The 20133-nt window shown below is 40.3% G+C and carries 21 protein-coding genes; 20 read left to right on the forward strand and 1 reads right to left on the reverse strand.

Going from position 1 to position 20133, the window contains the following annotated elements; genetic code table 11:
• Positions 1–7: 7 nt before the first annotated feature.
• The 7 genes from K0R93_RS11250 (at position 8) to K0R93_RS11280 (ending at position 7727) form a co-directional block, all read left to right on the forward strand.
• Positions 8–391: a VOC family protein gene (locus K0R93_RS11250; protein ID WP_300301260.1), complete on the forward strand. Its 384-nt coding sequence runs from the start codon at positions 8–10 to the stop codon at positions 389–391.
• Positions 392–1011: 620 nt separating this feature from the next.
• Positions 1012–2037: a C4-dicarboxylate TRAP transporter substrate-binding protein gene (locus K0R93_RS11255; protein WP_300301262.1), complete on the forward strand. Its 1026-nt coding sequence runs from the start codon at positions 1012–1014 to the stop codon at positions 2035–2037.
• A gap of 83 nt (positions 2038–2120) precedes the next feature.
• Positions 2121–2624, forward strand: a complete 504-nt coding sequence (locus K0R93_RS11260; RefSeq protein WP_300301264.1) for a TRAP transporter small permease — start codon at positions 2121–2123, stop codon at positions 2622–2624.
• Positions 2625–2626: 2 nt separating this feature from the next.
• The gene (locus K0R93_RS11265) at positions 2627–3916 is read left to right on the forward strand and encodes a TRAP transporter large permease (RefSeq protein WP_300301267.1); all 1290 of its coding nucleotides are present in this window, start codon (positions 2627–2629) and stop codon (positions 3914–3916) included.
• A 151-nt stretch (positions 3917–4067) separates the two neighbouring features.
• Positions 4068–4724 carry a GntR family transcriptional regulator gene (locus K0R93_RS11270; protein ID WP_300301269.1) on the forward strand — a complete coding sequence of 219 codons (657 nt, stop codon included), beginning with the start codon at positions 4068–4070 and terminating at the stop codon, positions 4722–4724.
• A gap of 71 nt (positions 4725–4795) precedes the next feature.
• Positions 4796–5818, forward strand: a complete 1023-nt coding sequence (locus tag K0R93_RS11275) for a zinc-binding alcohol dehydrogenase family protein (protein ID WP_330685145.1) — start codon at positions 4796–4798, stop codon at positions 5816–5818.
• 235 nt (positions 5819–6053) lie between these two features.
• Positions 6054–7727, forward strand: a complete 1674-nt coding sequence (locus K0R93_RS11280) for a PucR family transcriptional regulator (protein WP_300301271.1) — start codon at positions 6054–6056, stop codon at positions 7725–7727.
• Between the two features lie 47 nt (positions 7728–7774).
• Here K0R93_RS11280 and K0R93_RS11285 read toward each other — a convergent pair whose 3' ends face one another.
• On the reverse strand, positions 7775–8467 hold the full coding sequence (locus K0R93_RS11285) for a cyclase family protein (RefSeq protein ID WP_300301273.1): 693 nt from the start codon (positions 8465–8467) through the stop codon (positions 7775–7777).
• A 402-nt stretch (positions 8468–8869) separates the two neighbouring features.
• Here K0R93_RS11285 and ftcD point away from each other — a divergent pair, with 402 nt between their 5' ends.
• The 13 genes from ftcD to K0R93_RS11350 all read left to right on the forward strand — a co-directional run bounded on the left by ftcD (position 8870) and on the right by K0R93_RS11350 (position 20030).
• Entirely contained in the window at positions 8870–9775 is a 906-nt protein-coding gene (gene ftcD / locus K0R93_RS11290) for a glutamate formimidoyltransferase (RefSeq protein WP_300301275.1), read from the forward strand.
• 238 nt (positions 9776–10013) lie between these two features.
• On the forward strand, positions 10014–11429 hold the full coding sequence (locus K0R93_RS11295; RefSeq protein ID WP_300301277.1) for a dihydroorotase: 1416 nt from the start codon (positions 10014–10016) through the stop codon (positions 11427–11429).
• A gap of 122 nt (positions 11430–11551) precedes the next feature.
• Entirely contained in the window at positions 11552–12154 is a 603-nt protein-coding gene (locus K0R93_RS11300; RefSeq protein WP_300301279.1) for a cysteine hydrolase family protein, read from the forward strand.
• Positions 12155–12181: 27 nt separating this feature from the next.
• Positions 12182–12739, forward strand: coding sequence for a UbiX family flavin prenyltransferase (locus K0R93_RS11305; protein WP_300301281.1), 558 nt, complete (start codon positions 12182–12184; stop codon positions 12737–12739).
• A gap of 20 nt (positions 12740–12759) precedes the next feature.
• Positions 12760–14115 (forward strand): UbiD family decarboxylase, encoded by a 1356-nt coding sequence (locus K0R93_RS11310; RefSeq protein WP_300301283.1) that lies wholly within the window; start codon positions 12760–12762, stop codon positions 14113–14115.
• A gap of 64 nt (positions 14116–14179) precedes the next feature.
• Positions 14180–14446, forward strand: coding sequence for a BMC domain-containing protein (locus K0R93_RS11315; protein WP_300301285.1), 267 nt, complete (start codon positions 14180–14182; stop codon positions 14444–14446).
• A 17-nt stretch (positions 14447–14463) separates the two neighbouring features.
• The gene (locus K0R93_RS11320; RefSeq protein ID WP_300301287.1) at positions 14464–14775 is read left to right on the forward strand and encodes a hypothetical protein; all 312 of its coding nucleotides are present in this window, start codon (positions 14464–14466) and stop codon (positions 14773–14775) included.
• Positions 14772–15095 carry a BMC domain-containing protein gene (locus K0R93_RS11325; protein ID WP_300301289.1) on the forward strand — a complete coding sequence of 108 codons (324 nt, stop codon included), beginning with the start codon at positions 14772–14774 and terminating at the stop codon, positions 15093–15095. The genes K0R93_RS11320 and K0R93_RS11325 overlap by 4 nt, the downstream gene beginning before the upstream one ends.
• 2 nt (positions 15096–15097) lie before the next feature.
• The gene (locus tag K0R93_RS11330; RefSeq protein ID WP_300301291.1) at positions 15098–15373 is read left to right on the forward strand and encodes a BMC domain-containing protein; all 276 of its coding nucleotides are present in this window, start codon (positions 15098–15100) and stop codon (positions 15371–15373) included.
• 162 nt (positions 15374–15535) lie between these two features.
• Complete coding sequence (locus K0R93_RS11335; RefSeq protein WP_300301293.1) at positions 15536–16327, forward strand: hypothetical protein; 792 nt, start codon at positions 15536–15538, stop codon at positions 16325–16327.
• Between the two features lie 48 nt (positions 16328–16375).
• Positions 16376–16669, forward strand: a complete 294-nt coding sequence (locus tag K0R93_RS11340) for a EutN/CcmL family microcompartment protein (protein ID WP_300301295.1) — start codon at positions 16376–16378, stop codon at positions 16667–16669.
• A gap of 17 nt (positions 16670–16686) precedes the next feature.
• On the forward strand, positions 16687–18501 hold the full coding sequence (gene ade / locus K0R93_RS11345) for an adenine deaminase (protein ID WP_300301297.1): 1815 nt from the start codon (positions 16687–16689) through the stop codon (positions 18499–18501).
• A gap of 206 nt (positions 18502–18707) precedes the next feature.
• Positions 18708–20030 (forward strand): NCS2 family permease, encoded by a 1323-nt coding sequence (locus tag K0R93_RS11350; protein ID WP_300301299.1) that lies wholly within the window; start codon positions 18708–18710, stop codon positions 20028–20030.
• Positions 20031–20133 lie beyond the last annotated feature (103 nt).

The following is a 20133-nucleotide window of genomic DNA, read 5'->3' on the forward strand; positions in this document are numbered from 1 at the left end:
TGAGCACATGAGAACATTAGAACATGTAGGAATTTGTGCAAAGAATACAATCGCATTGAAAGATTGGTATGTAAAACTATTTGGGTTTAAGGTAGTATATGACAATAAGAAAGAGAATCCCACTTTCTTCCTTTTGATGGAGGATGAAAGCATGATTGAAATCTATCCTGCTGATGAGGATGGAACTGTGGTTTCAAATAAGCACCAAGGCGTTCGTCATTTGGCCTTTGGGACAGATCAGATCGAAGAGGAATATAAAAATTTACAGAGCGATAATGTAGAAATCATCGAAGAACTAAAGGCTAATCCAAATGGTGTAAAAACCGTGTTTTTCAGAGATATCGAGGGGAATATTCTTCACTTTATCCAAAGACCGGAAAGCCTATATTAAGTACTTTTTCTCCCTAAATATAGATATAGATGAAAGAAGAGCCTGGTGCATGCACAGGCTCTTCTTTCTTTTAGGTGATGGTTTAAAATGGATTGGGTAGTTAGGAACAGAATTGTAGGGAAATACGACACAAGACAGAGATTAGTATTTAGGTTGAGATTGTAGGGGTCGCATAGTATGCGACCCGTAAGAATGCCATAAAATCTAGGCGGGTTGCATACTATGCAACCCCTACGTTGAAAATCATGATCTGCCACATTTATGTCGCAACCTTTATTAATTACGAGAACCAAAAACTTGGTAAATACTTACTTTGATTGTTAAAAAGTAAACACAAAATAGTGATATGAATAGGTTGACGAAATAAGGAGAATAATATATAGTTTATATTGTGATATATCAGTGATATATCACAGAGATATTTGATATTATTTGTGGAATTATATTCCAAATTGTGCTGTATGCTGCAGGTCATTGTTCTAGTAAAAGATGGGGAGATACCCGTTTTTTTAGAGCGGTATGCAAACGTTTTTTTATCGGAAACAGAGACCTATGAAAGATTAAATTGTTTATATGCGCCCTGGCGCATAAATAAATAAATAAAAGAAAGGTAGATGAAGATGAAAAGAAAGATTGCATTTTTAATGGTAGCTATTATGATGTTGTCGTTATTGGCAGCATGTGGTGCTCCAGCAGCACCACAAGGAGATACTGCAACAGAGGAAGCTAAGCCTGTTGTTATTCAAATCGGTTATGAGAATAACCCTGGTGAACCCCTTGATCTAGCAGTAAATGAGTGGAAAAGACTTGTAGAAGAGAAAAGTAATGGAACAATGAAGGTTGAAGTATTTCCTTCAAGTCAGTTAGGATCTAAAAATGACATTATCGACCAGATGTTAGCAGGAGACTCTGTAATTACATTGGCTGATGGTGCTTTCTATGCAGACCGTGGCGTACCTGATTTCGGAATTGTCTTTGGACCGTACTTATTTGAAACTTGGGAAGATGCATGGAATCTTACGAAAAGCGATTGGTATGCAGATCAAAGTGCTAAGTTAGAAGAACAAGGATTAAAGATCTTAACTTCTAACTGGATGTATGGAGATCGTCACACCCTTACAAAAAAGCCAGTGAGAACACCGGCAGACCTTAAAGGCATGAAAATCCGTGTACCAAACAACACAATCCAAATCAAAGGCTTTGAAGTTCTAGGTGCAACACCAACACCTATGGCATTGGGAGAAGTATACACTTCTTTACAGCAAGGTACCATTGATGGACTTGAGAATCCACTACCAGTGTTATATAATGGAAAATTCCATGAAGTTGCTAAATATTTAACATTAGATGCCCACGTGAAAAACTTTACAACTTGGATTTGTGGTACAGAATTCTTTAATTCTTTAACACCTGAACAGCAGCAAATCTTAATTGAATCAGGAAACGAAGCTGGTATCTACAACAATGAAGTACAAGAAAAGGTAATGGCTGAGACTTTAGAGAAATTCAAGGCTGAAGGCGTAGAAATCATTGAAGTAAACCAAGATGAGTTCAAAAAAGCAGCTGAGTCTTTCTACTCTCTTCCAGTATTTACATCTCAGTGGTCAGAAGGATTATATGAGACTGTAAAAGAGAACATGAAGTAGTAAATACCTGAAAACTGGATAAAATTATTTTCTATCCGGAGGCAAGTACTTGCCTCCGGACTATATATTGAAAGGAGTACAAAATGAAGACAGAAAATAAAGCATTGAACTACCTGTTGAATTTAGATCTATTTATTACAGGGATTACCTTGGTTGTGCTTATTGCCGTTACTTTTACAGGCGTGATCACTCGATATTTTTTAAACAGTCCCTTTATGTGGTTAGAGGAAGTTCAGCTTTGGTGTTTTGTATGGATTGCCTTTTTTGGTGGGGGAGCAGCGTTTCGTACACATAGCCATGTAGCTATAGATGTTCTAGTAGATATGTTTCCTTCTAGTTTGAAAAAAATGATTGAAGTGTTTATTTATATTGTCGTGATGGGTGTTCTTGCGTACTTTATGATTCACGGAAGTAAACTTGTTGGACAATTGCTGAGAACTGGCAGATTGACAAACATTTTAGATATACCGTACCCTGTGATATATTCAGCATTCCCAATTGGTTGTGGGCTGATGATGATCAATTATACAATGATGACAATACAGTCAATTTTCGTTTCAAAGAATGATGTAAAAGGAGGCGAGTAAAAATGGGTATAAGTGTTGTGGGTCTTGCGGCCATTGTTATGCTGGCTTTTTTGTTTCTAAAGGTTCCCGTATTCATTTCAGTTTTTGCCGGGTCAATTACCTATTTTGCTTTAACGCCTAATGTTCCGACACAAATTATTGCACAGCGTGTTATTTCAGGAATAGAGAGCATTCCACTTTTGGCAGTCCCTTTCTTTATGTGTGCCGGCGTATACATGAACTATTCTGGTGTTACAAAGCGAGTGATGAACTTTGCTGAAGCATTGACGGGTCATATGAACGGTGGTCTTGCCCAGGTGAATGTATTGCTATCAACTTTAATGGGTGGACTATCAGGATCAAACCTTGCTGATGCGGCTATGCAGTCAAAAATGCTGGTACCAGAGATGGAGAAAAAAGGTTTTTCAAAGGAATTTTCTTCAGTGGTTACGGCAGCTTCAGCCATGATTACACCGTTGATTCCTCCAGGAATTGCCATGATCATTTATGGATCTATTGCCAATGTTTCCATCGGTAAGCTATTTATTGCAGGAATTGGACCAGGTGTTTTATTGTGTGCTTCGATGATGATTCTCGTTTCGATTATTTCCAAGAAACGTGGATACAAGCCAGTGAGAGAGAAGTTTATTGCGCCAAGGGAGTTCGCTTCTGCTTTAAAGGGTGCAGCCTTGCCTCTGCTGTTGCCGATCATTATCATTGGTGGAATTCGTATTGGAATGTTTACACCAACGGAAGCTGGTGCTGTTGCCATTATTTACTCATTATTCCTTGGTTTTGTGTATCGAGAAATGGGCATGAAGGAAGTTATTGCGGGATTAAAAGAAACCATCACCAGTACATCTTCTATTATGCTCATCGTTGGCGCTGCTTCTGCCTTCGCATGGATTCTTACAAAGGAAAGAATTCCCCAGCAGCTTACGGAAGTAATTATCAATACCATCTCCAATAAGTATGTGTTTCTGATGGTTGTTAATGTATTTTTGATCTTCGTAGGAATGTTTATCGAAGGAAATGCATCTATGATTGTATTGGTACCATTGTTGGCACCCGTGGCAAAAGCCTATGGCATCGATGAAATTCATTTTGCCATGATATTTATCTTTAACAGTGCCATTGGTTGTATTACACCGCCTATGGGAACTTTAATGTTCGTTACCTGTGGAATTACAAAATGTAAAATTAAAACATTTATCAAAGAGGCAGTGCCTTTCTACATTCTTCTATTTACATGTTTAATACTATTAACTTTCTTCCCAATTTTTTCAACCGGAGTCGTAAACCTATTTTATTAAGAGAAGGGGTTAAAATTAGCTTTTAAAATTATAGGATAGGCAGGATGTGGGCTATTCATCAGAGAATAATAAATAGTCCAATAGTGAATTATGGGCGCATAAAGAAAATAGAGGATGTATTTTAAATTTATGTAGCTAGGTGGGGTCATTCATGAAGAATACAAAAGAGAAGCAGTTGCCTTTAAAGGAAAAAGCATATACACTCATCAAAGAAAAAATAGTTAAATGTGAGTGGATGCCGGGTAGTGACATATCAGAAGCTCAAATTGCTGAAGTACTGGGGATTGGTAGAACACCCGTAAGAGAGGCAATTTTACGACTCAATCAGGAAAAGTTTATAACCATCTACCCTAGAAAAGGGATGATCGTTTCTCCTATATCTGCGAAAGACATCCATGAGGTATTCCAAATAAGAGAAATGGTTGAGCCATATATGGCAAGGTTAGCCTGTAAAAATATGTCTACAGAATATCTGCTTGGTTTAAAGGAAAAATTTGAAAATGTTAAGCTCGATTTAGGCAAGCCCATTGACATAAAGTATTTTGACCTAGATCTTGAGTTTCATAAATATATTGTTGAAGCTGGAAATAATCATCATCTTATAAGATTTATCAATGAGATATATGATCTAGACTTTAGAATTCGCGTGATGTCTACTTTAGAAATAGATGACATTGAAAGAAGATCGAGACCCGAGCATTTTGCGATCATCGAAGCTTTAATTGCAAGGGATGAAGAAAAGATAGAGGAAACCATACGGGAACACTTATCAAATGCTCGGGAAGCAGCCCTGATGAAAATCTATTAGTATAGAAAGTCACAGATAGGAAGTGTTGTATCTATTGGGCTGGGCTTAATGGGCAGTACAGGAGGAAAAATATGGAAAAAATGAAAGTGGTTCATATAAAAGAAGCGGGTAAAATTGAGGTTGTAGAAATAGATAGGCCTATTCCCAAAAAGGGAGAAGCCCTCTTAAAAATAAAATATTGTGGCATTTGTGGTTCGGACATCGCAACTTATACAGGTAATCAACCTTTTGCAACCTATCCACGAATTCCAGGTCATGAATTTTCTGCTGAAATCGTAGAAATTGAAGCGAATGATTTCGGTTTAGAAAAGGGAATGCATGTAACGGCAAATCCATACTTTAATTGTGGTTCCTGTTATTCCTGCCAGAGAGGAAAGGTAAACTGCTGTGAGTCCAATGAGACCATGGGTGTTCAAAGAGACGGCTCCTTTGCTGAATATATTACCATGCCTATAGAACGAATTTATGATGGGAAAGGATTATCAGCAAAGACGTTGGCATTGATAGAACCTTTCTCTATCAGCTATCATGCCGTAAATAGGGGAGATATACAAAAGGGAGATAACGTATTGGTATTTGGAGCAGGTGCCATCGGTATTTTTGCAATGATTTCTGCAAAACTAAGAGGTGCAAAAGTATATATTACAGATGTGTTTGATGGAAGATTAGAGCATGCAAAAATGATGGGCGCTGACGGAGTGATCAATAGTGCCAAAGAGGATTTAAAAGAAAAAGTCACAGAAATTACGAATGGCAATGGTATGGATGTATGTATCGAAGCAGCAGGATTACCTCAAACCTTTTTAAATACCATTGATTTTGCAGCTTTCGGTGGAAAAAGTATACTCATCGGCAACGGGAAAAAAGAAACCACCTTCAATCATTCTATTCTACTGAAGAAGGAATTGGATGTATACGGTTCAAGAAATAGTCTAAATGATTTTGTGCCATTGATTGATCTGGTATCCAGTGGTGCAGTAGAGATTGATAAGATGGTGACGGATGTATTTGCGTTAGAGGATGTTATAGATGCATTTGAAGTGTTAACAAATAATGATGGATCTAAGCTAAAGGTGCTGGTGAGATTTGACTGATGAACAAATGGTATATGAATAGAGTCAGAGCAAAGGCGTGTTCTTTTGAATATTCAAAAGAACACGCCTTTTTTCAAAAGAAGATACAGGAATTGTCGAAAAAGAAAGAGTGATAATTCGGATTATTTTTGAAATGAGCAGGAATTTCAGCCCAAAGCTTAGAAATGTATTAATAGGAGATAGTTAAGTTAATCACATGCCTTGATATAAAAATCTGATAGCTAGGGGTGTAGCTATGATATTACAGGAAAGTGGTATTACTATTCGGCAGGCCATGGAAATGGATTGTATGGATAAATCCAAAATCATCGCTGGATATGGAGGGATTGACAATACAATTACACGATTGAATATCATGGCCGACCCAGACATTCTCCATTGGGTAAATGAAGGAGAACTGCTGCTGACAACAGCATATTCCTTTCAGAAGGATGATATAGAGCTCCAGAAAAAGCTCATCAAGGAATGTAGTAAAAAAAGGTTGGCAGGTATTGGGATTAAGATATATCCCTACATTGATGGTCTTTCAAAAGAAGTAATGGATCTAGCAGATTCATTGGGATTTCCCATCATAGACCTTCACTATGCTACCGCGTTTACGGATATTATGACACCTATTTTTAAAGAAATATTCAATAAACAGGCAACCCTTCTGCAAAAGATGGAGGCTGTTCATAACGACTTAATGTCAGTGGTGTTAAAGGGTGGGGGTATTCGAGAAATCATTAAGACACTGAAACAAACCATTAAGAATCCTATCGTCGTGAGAGATCATCATTTTGATGAATATGTTTATCATGTGGATAAAAATGAAAGCGTAGACTATAAGCGTTTGATTGAACAGTGTACGGTATTTTTCGAAAATAACCATGAAAACAGAAAAATTGATATAAAGACAGAAAAGATGGATTTATTGGATGAGCATCCAGTGAAGAAAATGGTAATTCCAATCATTGTGAAAGGAAATATCCAAGGGCATATTTTGGTATGGGATACCATTCGACCCATTAGCAATTTGGATAAAGTGGCATTAGAATCAGCATCTACAATTATCGCATTGGAATTTTTGAAAAAGAGCTCCGTATATGAAGTGGAGCATCGATATAAGGTGGAATTCTTTGAAAGTCTCATTTCAAACGATGAGAGACGAAAAACTGCTGCAGTGAGCAGAGGAAATATCTATAAACTGGATATTGACGGGTATTATCAGATCATAAAAATTCACTTGATTAATGGGTGGGATGGAGATAAGAAAAAGAAGCAAGAGTCATTGGATAGCTTGAAGGCAAAGTTTATTTTAAATCTTGACAAGGTTCTTCTGAGTGAACAATGGCACGGGTTGATGATTAGCAAAGAGGATAAAGTATTCATACTGACCATGTTTTCCAGTGAGAAAGAAGCCAAACAGCGTATGAAGAAGCATGGCAGTAAAATTGAAAAATTATGCAAGGAGATTTTTAAAGAAGGGAACATTATTGTTGGCGTAGGCAGGAATTACAGGGGATTAGAGCAGGTATATAAGAGCGTGAAGGATGCGGATCGAGCGATTGAGGCTGGAATGCTCTTGAATAGAGATAAAATGATATATTTTGAAGACTTAGGTGTTTATAAAATATTATGTCATGATGGTTTAAAAGAGGAACTGAACAGCTTCTATCAGCAGACGCTAGAATCCCTCGTAGAATATGATCGATGCAAGAATACAGAGCTTTTAAAAACCCTACAGGTTTACTTTGAAACCAATGGCAACCTAAAAAAAATGTCAGAGGTATTGTTTACCCATTACAATACCATCTTATATAGGGTACAGCGGATCAAACAGATTACAGGCCGAGATATGGATAATGCAGAGGATCGATTTGATTTAGAAACAGCATTAAAAATCATGAAGATATTAAAATGTTCATAATTAATAATAAATGCCCTTGCTCTTTTCGAGCAAGGGCATTTGCTTGCTTATTCTTCAACCAAGGCAATAGCTCTTATAGGTGAGCCAGAACCATCTCTGATTTTTAGAGGCAGACCGAAAAATAAGAATCGCTGATTAACTACTTTATCTAGATTACAAAGGTTTTCAGTATTGGTAATGTCATATTCACCGCATATCAAATGTCCTGAAAAATCAATGTCGTCGGGGTGGTCGATGGCAGGCGCATCTACACCAATGTTTACGACCCCTTGCTCAGCCAGCCATTTGGCGCCTGCATAGCTTAGACCAGAATAAGTGGTCTGCCATTTATCCGTGTTAAAATTCCGATCGTAATGACCTGTATATAGCAGAATGATATCGCCAGATTGTAAGGTTTGACCAGATTTTGATACGGCTTTTTCCAAATCTGCTGGTTCGATAGATCGGCTTGGAGGCACGTGGGAAACATCGATACAGATCGCGCTGCCCCAAAAATGCTGGAGAGGCATTTTGTCAATGGTTAATCCTGAGGGTTTGTACTCCCATACAGCATCACAATGGGTGCCTCCGTGCTCACTGATCAATAGATTCCTCGCAGAAAAGCCCAGTTTTTTACTGCCAGTCATAGACATATTTTCCTCATGGCTCATATTGGTCATGATAAATGTTTTTTGGTGCATTGGAAAAACGGACATTCCTTGATAGATTTCTTGAGAAAGATCAATCAATTTTAGACCCATGGTTTCTCTCCTTCCTTATGGTATGATTGCGAAATACGCGGGTTGCATCATATGCAACCCCTACGTTTACATACATTCGTGTTCATATATAAGTATTAGATGGAATCAAATAAATTCCTGCTTTATGGTAAAAACCCAGGGAGTAGAGAGGGTTTACAAAGAAAGCAAAAATAAAATATTAAACCATTGGAATCAGCATTATTATGGGTATGTTGATGGGGAAAACACGACAAAAAATGCTATGAAATTTATAGAAAGAAAACAAAAAATAGCGATGTATATTTAGGTATCATGAGTGTCTTTTGTAAAAAATCTACAAAGGGTTTTAAGTATATTTTGAGAATTCAATAAATATATAAAATTATGAAAACTAAACAGATAAGTTAAAAGGAGGACTATAGAATGAATGAGAAACAGTATATCTTGGCGGTTCCTAACTTTAGTGAAGGAAGAAGAAAAGACGTGGTAGAGTCCATTGTAGATGCGGTTAGGAATATAGAAGGCGCTAGATTGGTCAGTTACGAGCCGGAGCATGACTTTAACAGGACTGTAGTAACTTTGATTGGAGAGCCTGGGCCGATAAAAGAAGCCCTTCTTGCTTTGGCTGGAAAGAGCTATGAGTTAATCAATATGGAAGAACAACAAGGTACGCACCCTAGAATTGGGGCCCAAGATACATTACCAATCTTTCCGTTTAAAAATATCACATTAGATGAGTGTAAGGCATTGGCGGAAGAAATCGGGGAAGAAGTATTTAAGAGATATGAGGTACCTGTATTTTTTTCAGGAGCAAATGCAAGAAACGAAGAACGAAAAGCACTTTCTTTTATTCGTAAAGGACAATACGAAGGCTTAAAGCTGGTAGCTCACACCGATGAAAGAAAACCAGATATTGGTCCTGCTGCTTTACATCCAACAGCTGGAGCAACCATCGTCAGCGCTGATTTAGAAGGATTAACAGCGTACAATGTGTTTTTGGCCACAGAGAATCTTGATGTAGCAAAAGCAATCGCCAAAGGCGTAAGGGGACCAAGCGGTGGATTCTCTACAATCAGAGCAGTTGGTATCAAATTCCCTGAAAGAGAAGGAACCGTTGTATCCATGAACATGTTTGACTGCGGTGCAACACCTCTCTATCGCGCTTACAATTTTGTGAGGGATGAAGCTGCTAGATATGGTGTAGCTGTCACAGGCTCCGAAATCGTAGGCCCAGTGAAGCTTGACTACCTATTGAATTCCTTGGAGTATTACCTAGGGCTAGAAAACCTAAGAAAAGAACAAATCTTAGAGACCCATTTGATGAAGTAAAGGACAGATCGAGATCAAGACTGAGATTGAGTAGAAGGCAGGTTAAGGCTGAGGTTAAGGCTAAAAGTGCTTGACATGATTGTATCTGCAAAATAAAATCCCGCTAACCGCTAACCGCTAACCGCTAACCGCTAACCGCTAACCGTGCACCGAGGATCAGAATCTAATTGCAGATTAAGTTCGTTACTTAAACTAGACCAAATTATATAGTACCGAATAATAAAAAGGGGGATACAAAATGAAATTTGATGTAATTGTTAAAAATGCGAGGATACCAAAGGGCGAAGACACAATCGTAACAAATATTTTGGTTGCTGATGAGAAAATTGTGGGATTTCTTCCAAACATCGAAGGCATTGAAGCGACAGAAGTCATTGATGCAGAAGGGCATTTAACCATTCCAGGCTGCTTTGACTCCCATACTCACTTTATGGATCCGGGATTCACCCATCGTGAAAACTTTTTAACAGGAACTTCCTCAGCTGCTGCTGGCGGACTTACCATGATCATGGATATGCCATGCTGCTCAAAGCCATCGGTTAGAGGTGTTGAAGAATTAGAATCAAAATTAAATGCAATCAAAGATAAAGCGATCATCGACTATGCAATGTGGGGCGGCGTAACGGGTGAGGATATCCGTGCAGGCAAGAAAAACATTATCAAAGAACAAGCGGACTACGGGGTATGTGCCTTTAAGGTATATATGACACCATCCGTACCAACCTATGAAAGGGTAACTGACCCTGAAATGCTAGAGGCCTTTAGATGGATAGCTGAAGTAGGATTACCAGTAGGAATCCATGCAGAGAATTTCGCGATGTGTGATTACCATGTAAAGAAATTCCAATTAGAAGGTAGAATGGATGGTCCAGCTTGGGCTGAAGCAAGACTTGTAGAAGCTGAGCAAGCTGCAATTGAGCTAGGTATAAACTTCTCAGAAGCAACTGGAGCTAGGTTGCATATTGTACATATGAGCTCCGGAATAGGCGCAAAATTGGTAGGCGCAGCAAAAAAGAGAGGTTTACATGTTACCTCAGAGACTTGCCCACACTACTTGATGCTTAACTATCAAGATGCTATGACAGAGCATGGGGCATTTGCTAAAATTGCACCTCCCCTTAGAACAAAAAAAGACAACGAAGAGCTATGGGAAGGCTTGCAAAATGGAAGTGTAGACTTTATGGCTACTGACCATGCCCCATATGAGATCGAAACAGAAAAAGCAGCTGAAGGCATGAACATCTGGACAGCTTTCCCTGGCATACCTGGTGTAGAAACTTTGGTACCAATTTTGGTTAGTGAAGGCTATAACAAAGGAAGATTGACCTTGACAAGACTGGTAGAGGTACTAAGTACAAGTCCAGCGAAACAATACGGATTATATCCGAAAAAAGGTGCAATGTTAATCGGATCAGATGCAGACTTTACAATCATCGACCTTGAAAAAGAATGGACCATTGATCAAAAGAAAACCTACTCCATGGCGAAATACAATCCGCTCCATGGAATTCAGCTAAAGGGTAAGCCTGTAAAGACTGTGGTTCGTGGAAAGCTCGTTTATGATGATAAAGAAGGCATTGTTGGAAAGGAAGGCTACGGCCAATTTATTAGAAGACAAAGCATTCAAAAATTAGATAAAACAATAAAGTTTTAAAGGCTATTCGCCACTCGCTGCTCGCTTCTAGCAAAATACGTCTTTTAAAAGGCGAGAAGCCAGTAGCCAGCAGCGAGGAGCGAAATCAGATCCAAGCAGTCTAAAAAAAGGAGGAATTGTAAATGCCAAGACATGCCATTTTGGTCATTGATATGTTAAATGATTTCGTAGGGGAGAAGGCGCCACTGCGCTGCCCTGGCGGGGAAGAGATCACACCAAACTTACAAAAACTTTTTGAATGGGTTAGAACCCGAAAGGACGACGATATTCATCTTGTCCATATTCAAGAAGCCCATCGTAAAAATGATGCAGACTTCCGGGTAAGACCTGTCCATGCTGTAAAAGGAACCTGGGGATCAGACTTTATTCCAGAGCTTTATCCACAAGAAGATGAGTATATCGTTCAAAAGAGAAGACACAGCGGCTTTGCCCACACAGATTTAGACTTGTATCTGAGAGAAGAGAATATGGATACAGTCGTCGTAACAGGGGTTTGGACCAATGTATGCGTGAGAAGTACGGCTTCCGATGCCCTATACAATGCATACAAAGTCATTACCCTAAGTGACGGGTGTGCATCTAAAACGAAGGAAATGCATGAACATGGGTTGGTGGATCTCAGCATATTTACAAAGGTTATGACCATTGATGAATATATTCAAGCTTGGGAGAATGGTGAAGATCCATGGATCGGCGGTGGAGATAAGGAAAACAAGGTAGAATAGACACAGAAGAAAAGAGGGATTTGAATCATGCGACTGGTTGTAGGAATAACTGGAGGCAGCTGTGCCATTTATGGCGTAGCACTGCTAAAGGCACTGGAGCAATTAAATATAGAAACCCATCTGGTGGTTTCTAGAATGGGCGAGTATGTGGTAGAGCATGAATGTGATATGAAGCTGGATGAATTAAAAAATCTTGCTGCTTATTACCATGACAATAATGACTTAGCAGCACCAATTGCCAGCGGTTCCTTCAGAGCTGACGGAATGATTATAGCACCATGTTCCATGAATACATTGGGCGCCATTGCCAATGGCATCTCAAACAATCTGGTAACCAGGGCGGCAGATGTAACCATCAAAGAGGGAAGAAGGCTGCTGCTTCTTCCCCGGGAAACACCCCTTAGTGTGATTCATTTGGAAAACATGCTAAAACTGGCACGTATTGGGGTAAAAATTATGCCTGCTGCACCTGGATTCTATCATCAACCGGAAACCATTGGAGACTTGGTTAATATTATGGTTGGACGTACATTGGATCAGATGGGTATTGAACATCGACTATCGAAAAGATGGGGCGAGGATTAAAAGTAGAGAGGAGGTAGGAGATGGAGAAACAAATGCTTAGGGCCAGTTTAGAGAGGTTGGAGAAACAGGGACATTTAATGTTATGCAATACACCTGTAGATCCAAAATTTGAAATGGGTGCCGTACTGAAGTACTTTAAAAATGAAAAACCGATGATGTTCAAAAAAGTAAAGGGAAGTAAAATGCCAGTGGTTGGCGGTTTGTTCGGAAATCGAAGTATTTATTATGAGATGCTGGGTATGACCCATGAAGAGAGGATCGGAAGAATTGCCAATGCCATAGCCAATCCAAAGCCTACAAAGCTCCTGAAAAATGGCCCTGTAATGGAGAATATTATCACAAAGAACATTAATCTTCCAAGCATGATGCCAATTCCTACTTTTCATGAAAAGGATTCTTCAAGCTTTATTACTGCGGGAGTCATGGTTGTAAGGGACCCTGAGAGTGGTAAGCGATATATTTCAGTTAGACGGTTTCAAATGAATGGCGGCAATAAGATGAGTGCCCTGATCGCATCACCGATGCTCACCAAGCAGTTTGAAGAGATGGAAAAGTTGAACAAGCCCTTGGAAGTAGCTGTTGTCCTTGGTTATGATTATTCGTTACTGTTGGCCTCACAAATCAGCAGCGAAACCTATGGCATTGATAAATATGAAATAGACAGTGCCCTTCGGGGTGAACCATTGGAATTGGTGAAATGTCATAGTGTCGATCTGGAGGTGCCAGCCTATGCAGAATTTGTATTTGAGGGCATTATGCCGCCGAATAAACGGGAGGACGAAGGACCCTTTGGGGAACTCATGGGATACTACGGGCCAAAGGGAAGTCATCCAATCATAGAAATAAAGACAGTGATGCATCGAAACAATCCTATCTTCCAAACCGCTTTTCCATGTAGAGAAGAACATTTATCCAATGGATTGATTCGAGAGGTGGAGATGTTCAGTGACTTAAAGCGTCTGGTAGATGTAAAGGATGTGAATGTAACCGTCGGTGGTGGCTGCAGATTCCATGCGGTAGTTTCTATTCATAAAAGATTTGAGGGTGATGGAAAAAGCGCAGTGATTGGTGCCCTCAGCAGCAGTAAGGATGTAAAGCATGTGGTGGTGCTTGATGATGATTTGAATATCTTTGATAAAGATGATGTGGAGTTAGCCCTTGCCACAAGGGTCCAGGCGTCCAAAGATGTTACCATTATCCCAGGTGCCTTAGGATCCGGATTAGATCCTTCCCATCACTTGCAAGGAATGACCGATAAAATGGGCATAGATGCAACAAAACCTTTAGGAGAAGAAGGGGTTAGATTTCATCGGGCGATCATCCCACAGTTTGAAAAGATAGATATCAACAAATATTTTCCCAGTATAAGCTTATGATAGACCGTAAGTAAACATAGGGTTTTATACTTTCTATACCATATAAAAAAGGTGGTTAATGAGGATGAAACAAGCCTTAGGAATATTTGAAGTGAGAAGTATGCTGGCAGCCATTCAGGCAGCAGATGCCATGGTGAAAGCAGCAAGTGTAAAGATTGTAGATTTTAACTTTGTGGGTTCAGGGATTGTTTCCGTCATCATCGAGGGAGAGGTTGCAGCGGTGAAGGCTGCTGTTGATAGTGCCATAGCATCAGCGGGGCATCTAGCAGAAGTAATTTCCACCAATGTGATTGCTAGACCCCATGATGAAGTGGAAAAAATCCTTGGATAGAATGATGGGGTGTTGATATGGCAAATCCATTGGCAAAATCAATTCTAGGCAACATTTCAGAAAGGTTAGAGGCGACAGCAGAGGGTGTCTCAGAGAATGGCGGAAAACTCAACCACAGAGAAGAAGAATTGTTAAAAGAGATCATTCACAAAAGCAATGTTTCCACAAGAAAAGTTGGCGTGATGAAACCGCTGAAGTGGGATGAATACCTTGAACACCACGACAAGGAGAATAAAGCAATCCAGCTAGAACCGCAGAAACAGCATAAAGTGACGATGAGCCTAGAGGAGTTTGGTAAACTATGCAGCAAGGGTGGAGGTGTAAAATGAGAGGTGCAGCTTTAGGATTAATAGAAACCATTGGTCTTTCCACAGCTGTTACAGCCTTGGATGCGGCTTGTAAGACGGCCGATGTAACCCTTGTAGGATATGAAAAGGTGATTGGCGCAGGGAAAGCAGTAAGCGTTACGGTACAAATCGTAGGGGATGTAGCTGCAGTACAGGCCGCGGTAAGTGCAGGCGCTGCAGCTGGTGAGCGAGTGGGCAAGGTTTTAGCTGCTAGAGTCATACCACGACCCCATGAGGAAGTGGATGAATTAATAAAACGATTTGAACAGAATTTAAAAAAAAGGGATAAAGAGGAGGAATAAATATGAGTCAAGCATTAGGTATGATTGAAACAAAAGGTTTAGTAGGTGCGGTAGAGGCTGCTGATGCCATGGTAAAAGCAGCGAACGTAACTTTGGTAGGCTATGAGAAAATTGGCTTTGGTTTAGTAACCGTAATGGTTAGGGGAGACGTAGGTGCAGTAAAAGCTGCCACTGATGCAGGGGCAGAAGCTGCTAGAAGTGTAGGAGAGCTTCACTCAGTTCATGTAATTCCAAGACCTCACGCAGAAGTTGAAAGAGTAATCCTAAAATCTGAATAATTCTTTAGATAAATAAAAAAGCGTATTGATTTGTATATAGAAAGAATTTCAACCGCTAACGGCTAACTGCTAACCAATGGGGGATTTACCTTAGACCGTGAACTCGTGAATGAGGGGTGATAAATCAAAGGCTATGTAGTCATATAAAGGGGTGTTTAAAGTATGAGCCGTCATCTTGTGAAGGAGATACTTACGGATATAACCAATCGCATTACTGTAGAGGAAGGTAAGAAAAATGGGCAGGGTATCCCGGCAGTTCTCCGAAAAAAGAAAGTCTGTGTCCTTTTCACAGGTTATGGTGAACCCTTGGATCAAATCCTGCTTGAGCTAAAAAAAATCAAAAGATATGGATATCAATTAATGATCGTTCTTTCAAAAGAGGTAGAACGGAATATGGGCATAGACTTTTTTCGCAAAGGCGTTTATCCCCAGCAGATCATCACAGAAGGTGATCAGGAGTACCTAATGACGCTGATGGAAGAGATGGATATGCTTCTTATGCCTACACCATCGCAAAATGTGGCAGCGAAGCTGAAACAAGGTATACAGGACTCCCTTGAGTCCGTGCTGCTTTGGAAAGCACTCTGGGATGGAAAACCTGTATGGACAGATGGTCAAAGAATGAGACTGCTCCATGGCAAACAAAGCATGAACCCGATATTAACAAAAATTGTTGAAGAAAATATACTATTTCTAAAGGAATCCGGTATTCAATTTATTGGAGAGCAGGGTTATATGAAGGAAATCATCGCTTTTTCTTCGGGGGAGGCCCAATCAGGTGCTGAAGTCCTAAACCCAATACCAGAATTCGAGGGAAAACAGGTGATTACGGAAAAAGATGTTTTAAATGTTGTAGGAAAGGCAGACCGTATTGCCATTTCAAAAGAGAGTATTATCACGCCGTTGGCCAAAGATACTGCCAAGGCAAAGAAGATCAAGCTGATAAGAACCTAATTTCCAGAGAAACACAAACAGAAGCGTAGTTAGGGAAGGGGAAGGGCCATGAAGATTGGAAAGATTATTGGAACAGTTGTGGCTACGAGAAAAGATGAGCGATTGACAGGACACAAATTGATGATTACCCAAGGTTTAGATTTAGAAGGAAATCCGGAAGGGGAAGCTGTCATCGCCGTAGACACAGTAGGTGCTGGAATTGGGGAATTGGTGATTTTCACTACGGGTACGGCAGCGAGATACGCTGCAGACAAGCCCCAATCCCCCATTGATGCAGCTGTTGTAGGAATCATAGACAATATCGATGTCTATGGAGAGCTGCTGAAAAAAGGGGATCGATGAAATAAGGAGGGGGATAGATGTTTAATGCTTTAGAAATAAAAAAAGCCATTGAATATAGAGAACTGATTGATGTACTCATGGGGGATAAGGTATTTGCGGATATTGTCTTACGGGGAGGCAATGTAATCAATGTTTTAACCAGGGAATCCTATATGGGAGATGTGGCCATAAAGGGAAAGTATATTTTGATGGTAGGAGATGCATCGAACCTGATCGGCAGTGATACAACGGTGATCGATGTGTCAGGAAAATATATTTCTCCTGGATTTATAGATTCCCACATGCATTTTGAAAGCAGTATGCTGACAATTTCTGAGTTTTCAAGGCTGTCTGTTCCTTCAGGGACTACTACTTTAGTGGCAGATCCCCACGAAATTGGCAATGCTCTGGGTCCTATAGGGATGAAAGCCATGGCTGAGGAAGCCAGCGTCGTACCAAATCATGTGCATTTGGTTGTACCTGCGTTAACACCAGATTGTCCAAGCTTGGAGACGGCTGGATATGATGTTACATCTAAGGATATGGAAGAAATACTAAATTATCCAAATGTCATTGGTATTGGAGAACTACAAGGTTTTAGCAATGCAAGACATGTTTATAGAAATACGCCGGAAATCATCACGGACTTGGTGGCATCCACCATCTATGCCCGCAGTATTGGGAAGATTGTAGATGGTAATGCACCAGAGCTCTTTGGCAATGAACTGGCTGCCCATATCATTGCCACAGGCGGAAAATGCTCTTGCCATGAAACCACCACAAAAGAAGAATGTGTGGAAAAGCTGCGGCAAGGGGTTTACGTGTTTATGCGGGAAGGTTCTACCCAGAAAAACATGGCAGAGTGCATCCGAGCCGTCACCGAAGAGGGATTGGACTCTAGAAGATGTATCCTGGCTACCGATGATATGGTGGCAGAGGACTTGGAAAAGCTTGGCCATATGAACGAAATCGTACGAAGGACCATTGCCCAAGGGGTAGATCCTATCGAAGCCATTCAAATGGTAACGATCAACCCAGCTACATATTTTGGCCTTGAGGATCGAGGCTGTTTGGCACCGGCAAAGCTGGCGGATATTGCTATCATCAGCGATTTGACCAACATGACCGTTGAAGGCGTATTCTTAGAAGGGAAACTGGCGGCGGTACAAGGAAAGCTACTTTTGGACATTCCAAAGTATACTTATCCAGATGCTGTAAAGCAGTCAGTGAAAAGAAAGCCAATATCAGAAGAAGATTTGGCAATCCAGGGAAATGGCGCAAAGGCAGATATACGATGTATAGAGCTAATCCCTGATCAAAACCTATCTGAATGTTTGGAGTTTGAACTGAACGTACAAAAAGGATTGGTGCAGTCCGATATTCAGAGAGACATTCTATACATTGCCTGCTTAGAAAGGTATGGCAGAAATGGTAACATCGGAAAAGCTTTTGTACAGGGATTTGGGCTAAAAGCTGGGGCATTTGCAGAAAGCGTAGCCCATGATACCCATAACATCATTGTGGTGGGAACAAACCTAAAGGATATGACAGCAGCCGTGAACCATGTCATCGAGATGGGCGGAGGTATCGCCGTTGTAAAGAATGGCCGTGTAATCAATGATATGAGGCTACCTGTTGGCGGGCTAATCACCGATGAACTATCAGGCCATGAAGTAAGTGAAAAAATAGCAGCCCTCGAGCATGCAGTGAAAAGTGAACTAGGAGGAAAGGTTCATGCACCTTTCATGCATCTATCTTTCTTAGCCCTATCCACCAGCCCTAAATGGAAAATTACCGACAAAGGGTTGATCGATGTAAACAATTTTACTGTTCTTCCTGCTGTAAAACAATAGGGATTGGCTAATGTAATGAATGGATTTAGATTCTTCCGATGGGTCATAGAAGCAATTACCCATTGGTGAATGATATTATTCTGACATCATATGAAGGGCCTATTCTCAATTCCCCTAGACAGCATAGGCGAATATTAATAGAAAGGAGGATTGCTTCGTCAACGTTCATTCCAAAATAATTTTTAAAAAATAGAGGGGGTCAAGGAATGAGTACACATGCAAAAACAGAGCAGTATGGTTTTCTAGAAAGAACCTTTAAGCTGTCTGAGCACAAAACAACTGTTAAGACAGAAGTGATGGCTGGAATCACAACCTTTATGACCATGGCCTATATTATCATTGTTAACCCTGGCATATTGAGTGCGACGGGAATGGATATAGGTGCACTATTTACGGCTACCTGTTTATCTGCTGCCTTTGCCACATTGGTCATGGCATTCTATGCCAATTATCCTTTTGCATTGGCACCTGGTATGGGACTAAATGCATTCTTTGCATTTACAGTCGTACTTGGAATGGGTTATTCATGGGAATTTGCACTAACAGCAGTTTTATTTGAGGGTATTATTTTCATCCTCTTAACATTCTTTAATATCAGAGAAGCCATTATTAACTGTATGCCAATGAATATTAAGCATGCGGTGAGTGTTGGTATTGGATTGTTTATCGCCTTTATCGGTTTGTCCAATGCAGGGCTTGTAGCTGCCAACGAGGCAACCAAGGTTACATTAGGAGATATGAGCAGTCCGCCAGTATTACTCGCCATCATAGGTTTGGTTATCACAGGGGTACTTTTAGCGAAAAACGTAAAAGGAGCCCTGCTGTTTGGAATTATTGCAACCACAGTGGTTGGTATACCAATGGGTGTTACGCCAATGCCTACAGGGATTATGAGTGCACCGCCGTCATTGGCACCGATTGCCTTCAAGTTTGATTTTAGTAGGATCATGAGTTTGGATATGTTGGTGATTATGTTTACATTCTTGTTTGTTGACTTATTTGATACCCTAGGAACCCTTGTGGGTGTTGCATCGAAAGCCGATATGCTGGATAAGGAAGGAAAATTACCAAGGGCCAAGCAAGCCTTATTTGCAGATGCTCTAGGAACAACCTTTGGCGCAATGATGGGTACCAGTACAGTTACAACCTATGTAGAGAGTGCTTCAGGGGTAGCTGAGGGTGGAAAGACAGGACTAACTGCATTAACGACAGGGGTAATGTTCCTACTGGCTTTACTATTCTCACCGCTATTAACCATCGTACCTGGTGCTGCAACAGCGCCTGCATTGATCTTGGTTGGATTGTTTATGATGTCGCCGATCAAGAAGATCAATCTAGATGATTTCACAGAAGCGATACCAGCCTTCTTGACAATCATCATGATGCCATTAACCTACAGTATCGCTGAAGGTATTGTTTTTGGTATCTTATCATATGTTATTTTAAAGCTTCTAACAGGAAGAACAAAGGACCTTTCCCTGCCAATGTATATATTGGCGATACTATTCATCTTAAAATTCACGATGTAACAAATGTCATGTTCCCCTGTCCCATCCAAGGGATAGGGGAACATATAATATGGAGATCTATGATGTATGGATAGGCTGATAAGATCCATTCATGATAGATCGC

The organism is Anaerosolibacter sp., from assembly GCF_029240175.1.
GTDB lineage: Bacteria > Bacillota > Clostridia > Peptostreptococcales > Thermotaleaceae > Anaerosolibacter.

What these genes read in the sequence shown, in the direction of transcription:
- K0R93_RS11275 (WP_330685145.1), top strand. Translation starts at nt 4,796, where the DNA reads ATGGAAAAAATGAAAGTGGTTCATATAAAAGAAGCGGGTAAAATTGAG.
- ade (WP_300301297.1), top strand. Translation starts at nt 16,687, where the DNA reads ATGTTTAATGCTTTAGAAATAAAAAAAGCCATTGAATATAGAGAACTG.
- K0R93_RS11285 (WP_300301273.1), bottom strand. Translation starts at nt 8,467, where the DNA reads ATGGGTCTAAAATTGATTGATCTTTCTCAAGAAATCTATCAAGGAATG.
- K0R93_RS11315 (WP_300301285.1), top strand. Translation starts at nt 14,180, where the DNA reads ATGAAACAAGCCTTAGGAATATTTGAAGTGAGAAGTATGCTGGCAGCC.
- K0R93_RS11270 (WP_300301269.1), top strand. Translation starts at nt 4,068, where the DNA reads ATGAAGAATACAAAAGAGAAGCAGTTGCCTTTAAAGGAAAAAGCATAT.
- K0R93_RS11305 (WP_300301281.1), top strand. Translation starts at nt 12,182, where the DNA reads ATGCGACTGGTTGTAGGAATAACTGGAGGCAGCTGTGCCATTTATGGC.
- K0R93_RS11325 (WP_300301289.1), top strand. Translation starts at nt 14,772, where the DNA reads ATGAGAGGTGCAGCTTTAGGATTAATAGAAACCATTGGTCTTTCCACA.
- ftcD (WP_300301275.1), top strand. Translation starts at nt 8,870, where the DNA reads ATGAATGAGAAACAGTATATCTTGGCGGTTCCTAACTTTAGTGAAGGA.
- K0R93_RS11250 (WP_300301260.1), top strand. Translation starts at nt 8, where the DNA reads ATGAGAACATTAGAACATGTAGGAATTTGTGCAAAGAATACAATCGCA.
- K0R93_RS11330 (WP_300301291.1), top strand. Translation starts at nt 15,098, where the DNA reads ATGAGTCAAGCATTAGGTATGATTGAAACAAAAGGTTTAGTAGGTGCG.
- K0R93_RS11280 (WP_300301271.1), top strand. Translation starts at nt 6,054, where the DNA reads ATGATATTACAGGAAAGTGGTATTACTATTCGGCAGGCCATGGAAATG.
- K0R93_RS11335 (WP_300301293.1), top strand. Translation starts at nt 15,536, where the DNA reads ATGAGCCGTCATCTTGTGAAGGAGATACTTACGGATATAACCAATCGC.
- K0R93_RS11310 (WP_300301283.1), top strand. Translation starts at nt 12,760, where the DNA reads ATGGAGAAACAAATGCTTAGGGCCAGTTTAGAGAGGTTGGAGAAACAG.
- K0R93_RS11255 (WP_300301262.1), top strand. Translation starts at nt 1,012, where the DNA reads ATGAAAAGAAAGATTGCATTTTTAATGGTAGCTATTATGATGTTGTCG.
- K0R93_RS11300 (WP_300301279.1), top strand. Translation starts at nt 11,552, where the DNA reads ATGCCAAGACATGCCATTTTGGTCATTGATATGTTAAATGATTTCGTA.
- K0R93_RS11320 (WP_300301287.1), top strand. Translation starts at nt 14,464, where the DNA reads ATGGCAAATCCATTGGCAAAATCAATTCTAGGCAACATTTCAGAAAGG.
- K0R93_RS11295 (WP_300301277.1), top strand. Translation starts at nt 10,014, where the DNA reads ATGAAATTTGATGTAATTGTTAAAAATGCGAGGATACCAAAGGGCGAA.
- K0R93_RS11265 (WP_300301267.1), top strand. Translation starts at nt 2,627, where the DNA reads ATGGGTATAAGTGTTGTGGGTCTTGCGGCCATTGTTATGCTGGCTTTT.
- K0R93_RS11350 (WP_300301299.1), top strand. Translation starts at nt 18,708, where the DNA reads ATGAGTACACATGCAAAAACAGAGCAGTATGGTTTTCTAGAAAGAACC.
- K0R93_RS11340 (WP_300301295.1), top strand. Translation starts at nt 16,376, where the DNA reads ATGAAGATTGGAAAGATTATTGGAACAGTTGTGGCTACGAGAAAAGAT.
- K0R93_RS11260 (WP_300301264.1), top strand. Translation starts at nt 2,121, where the DNA reads ATGAAGACAGAAAATAAAGCATTGAACTACCTGTTGAATTTAGATCTA.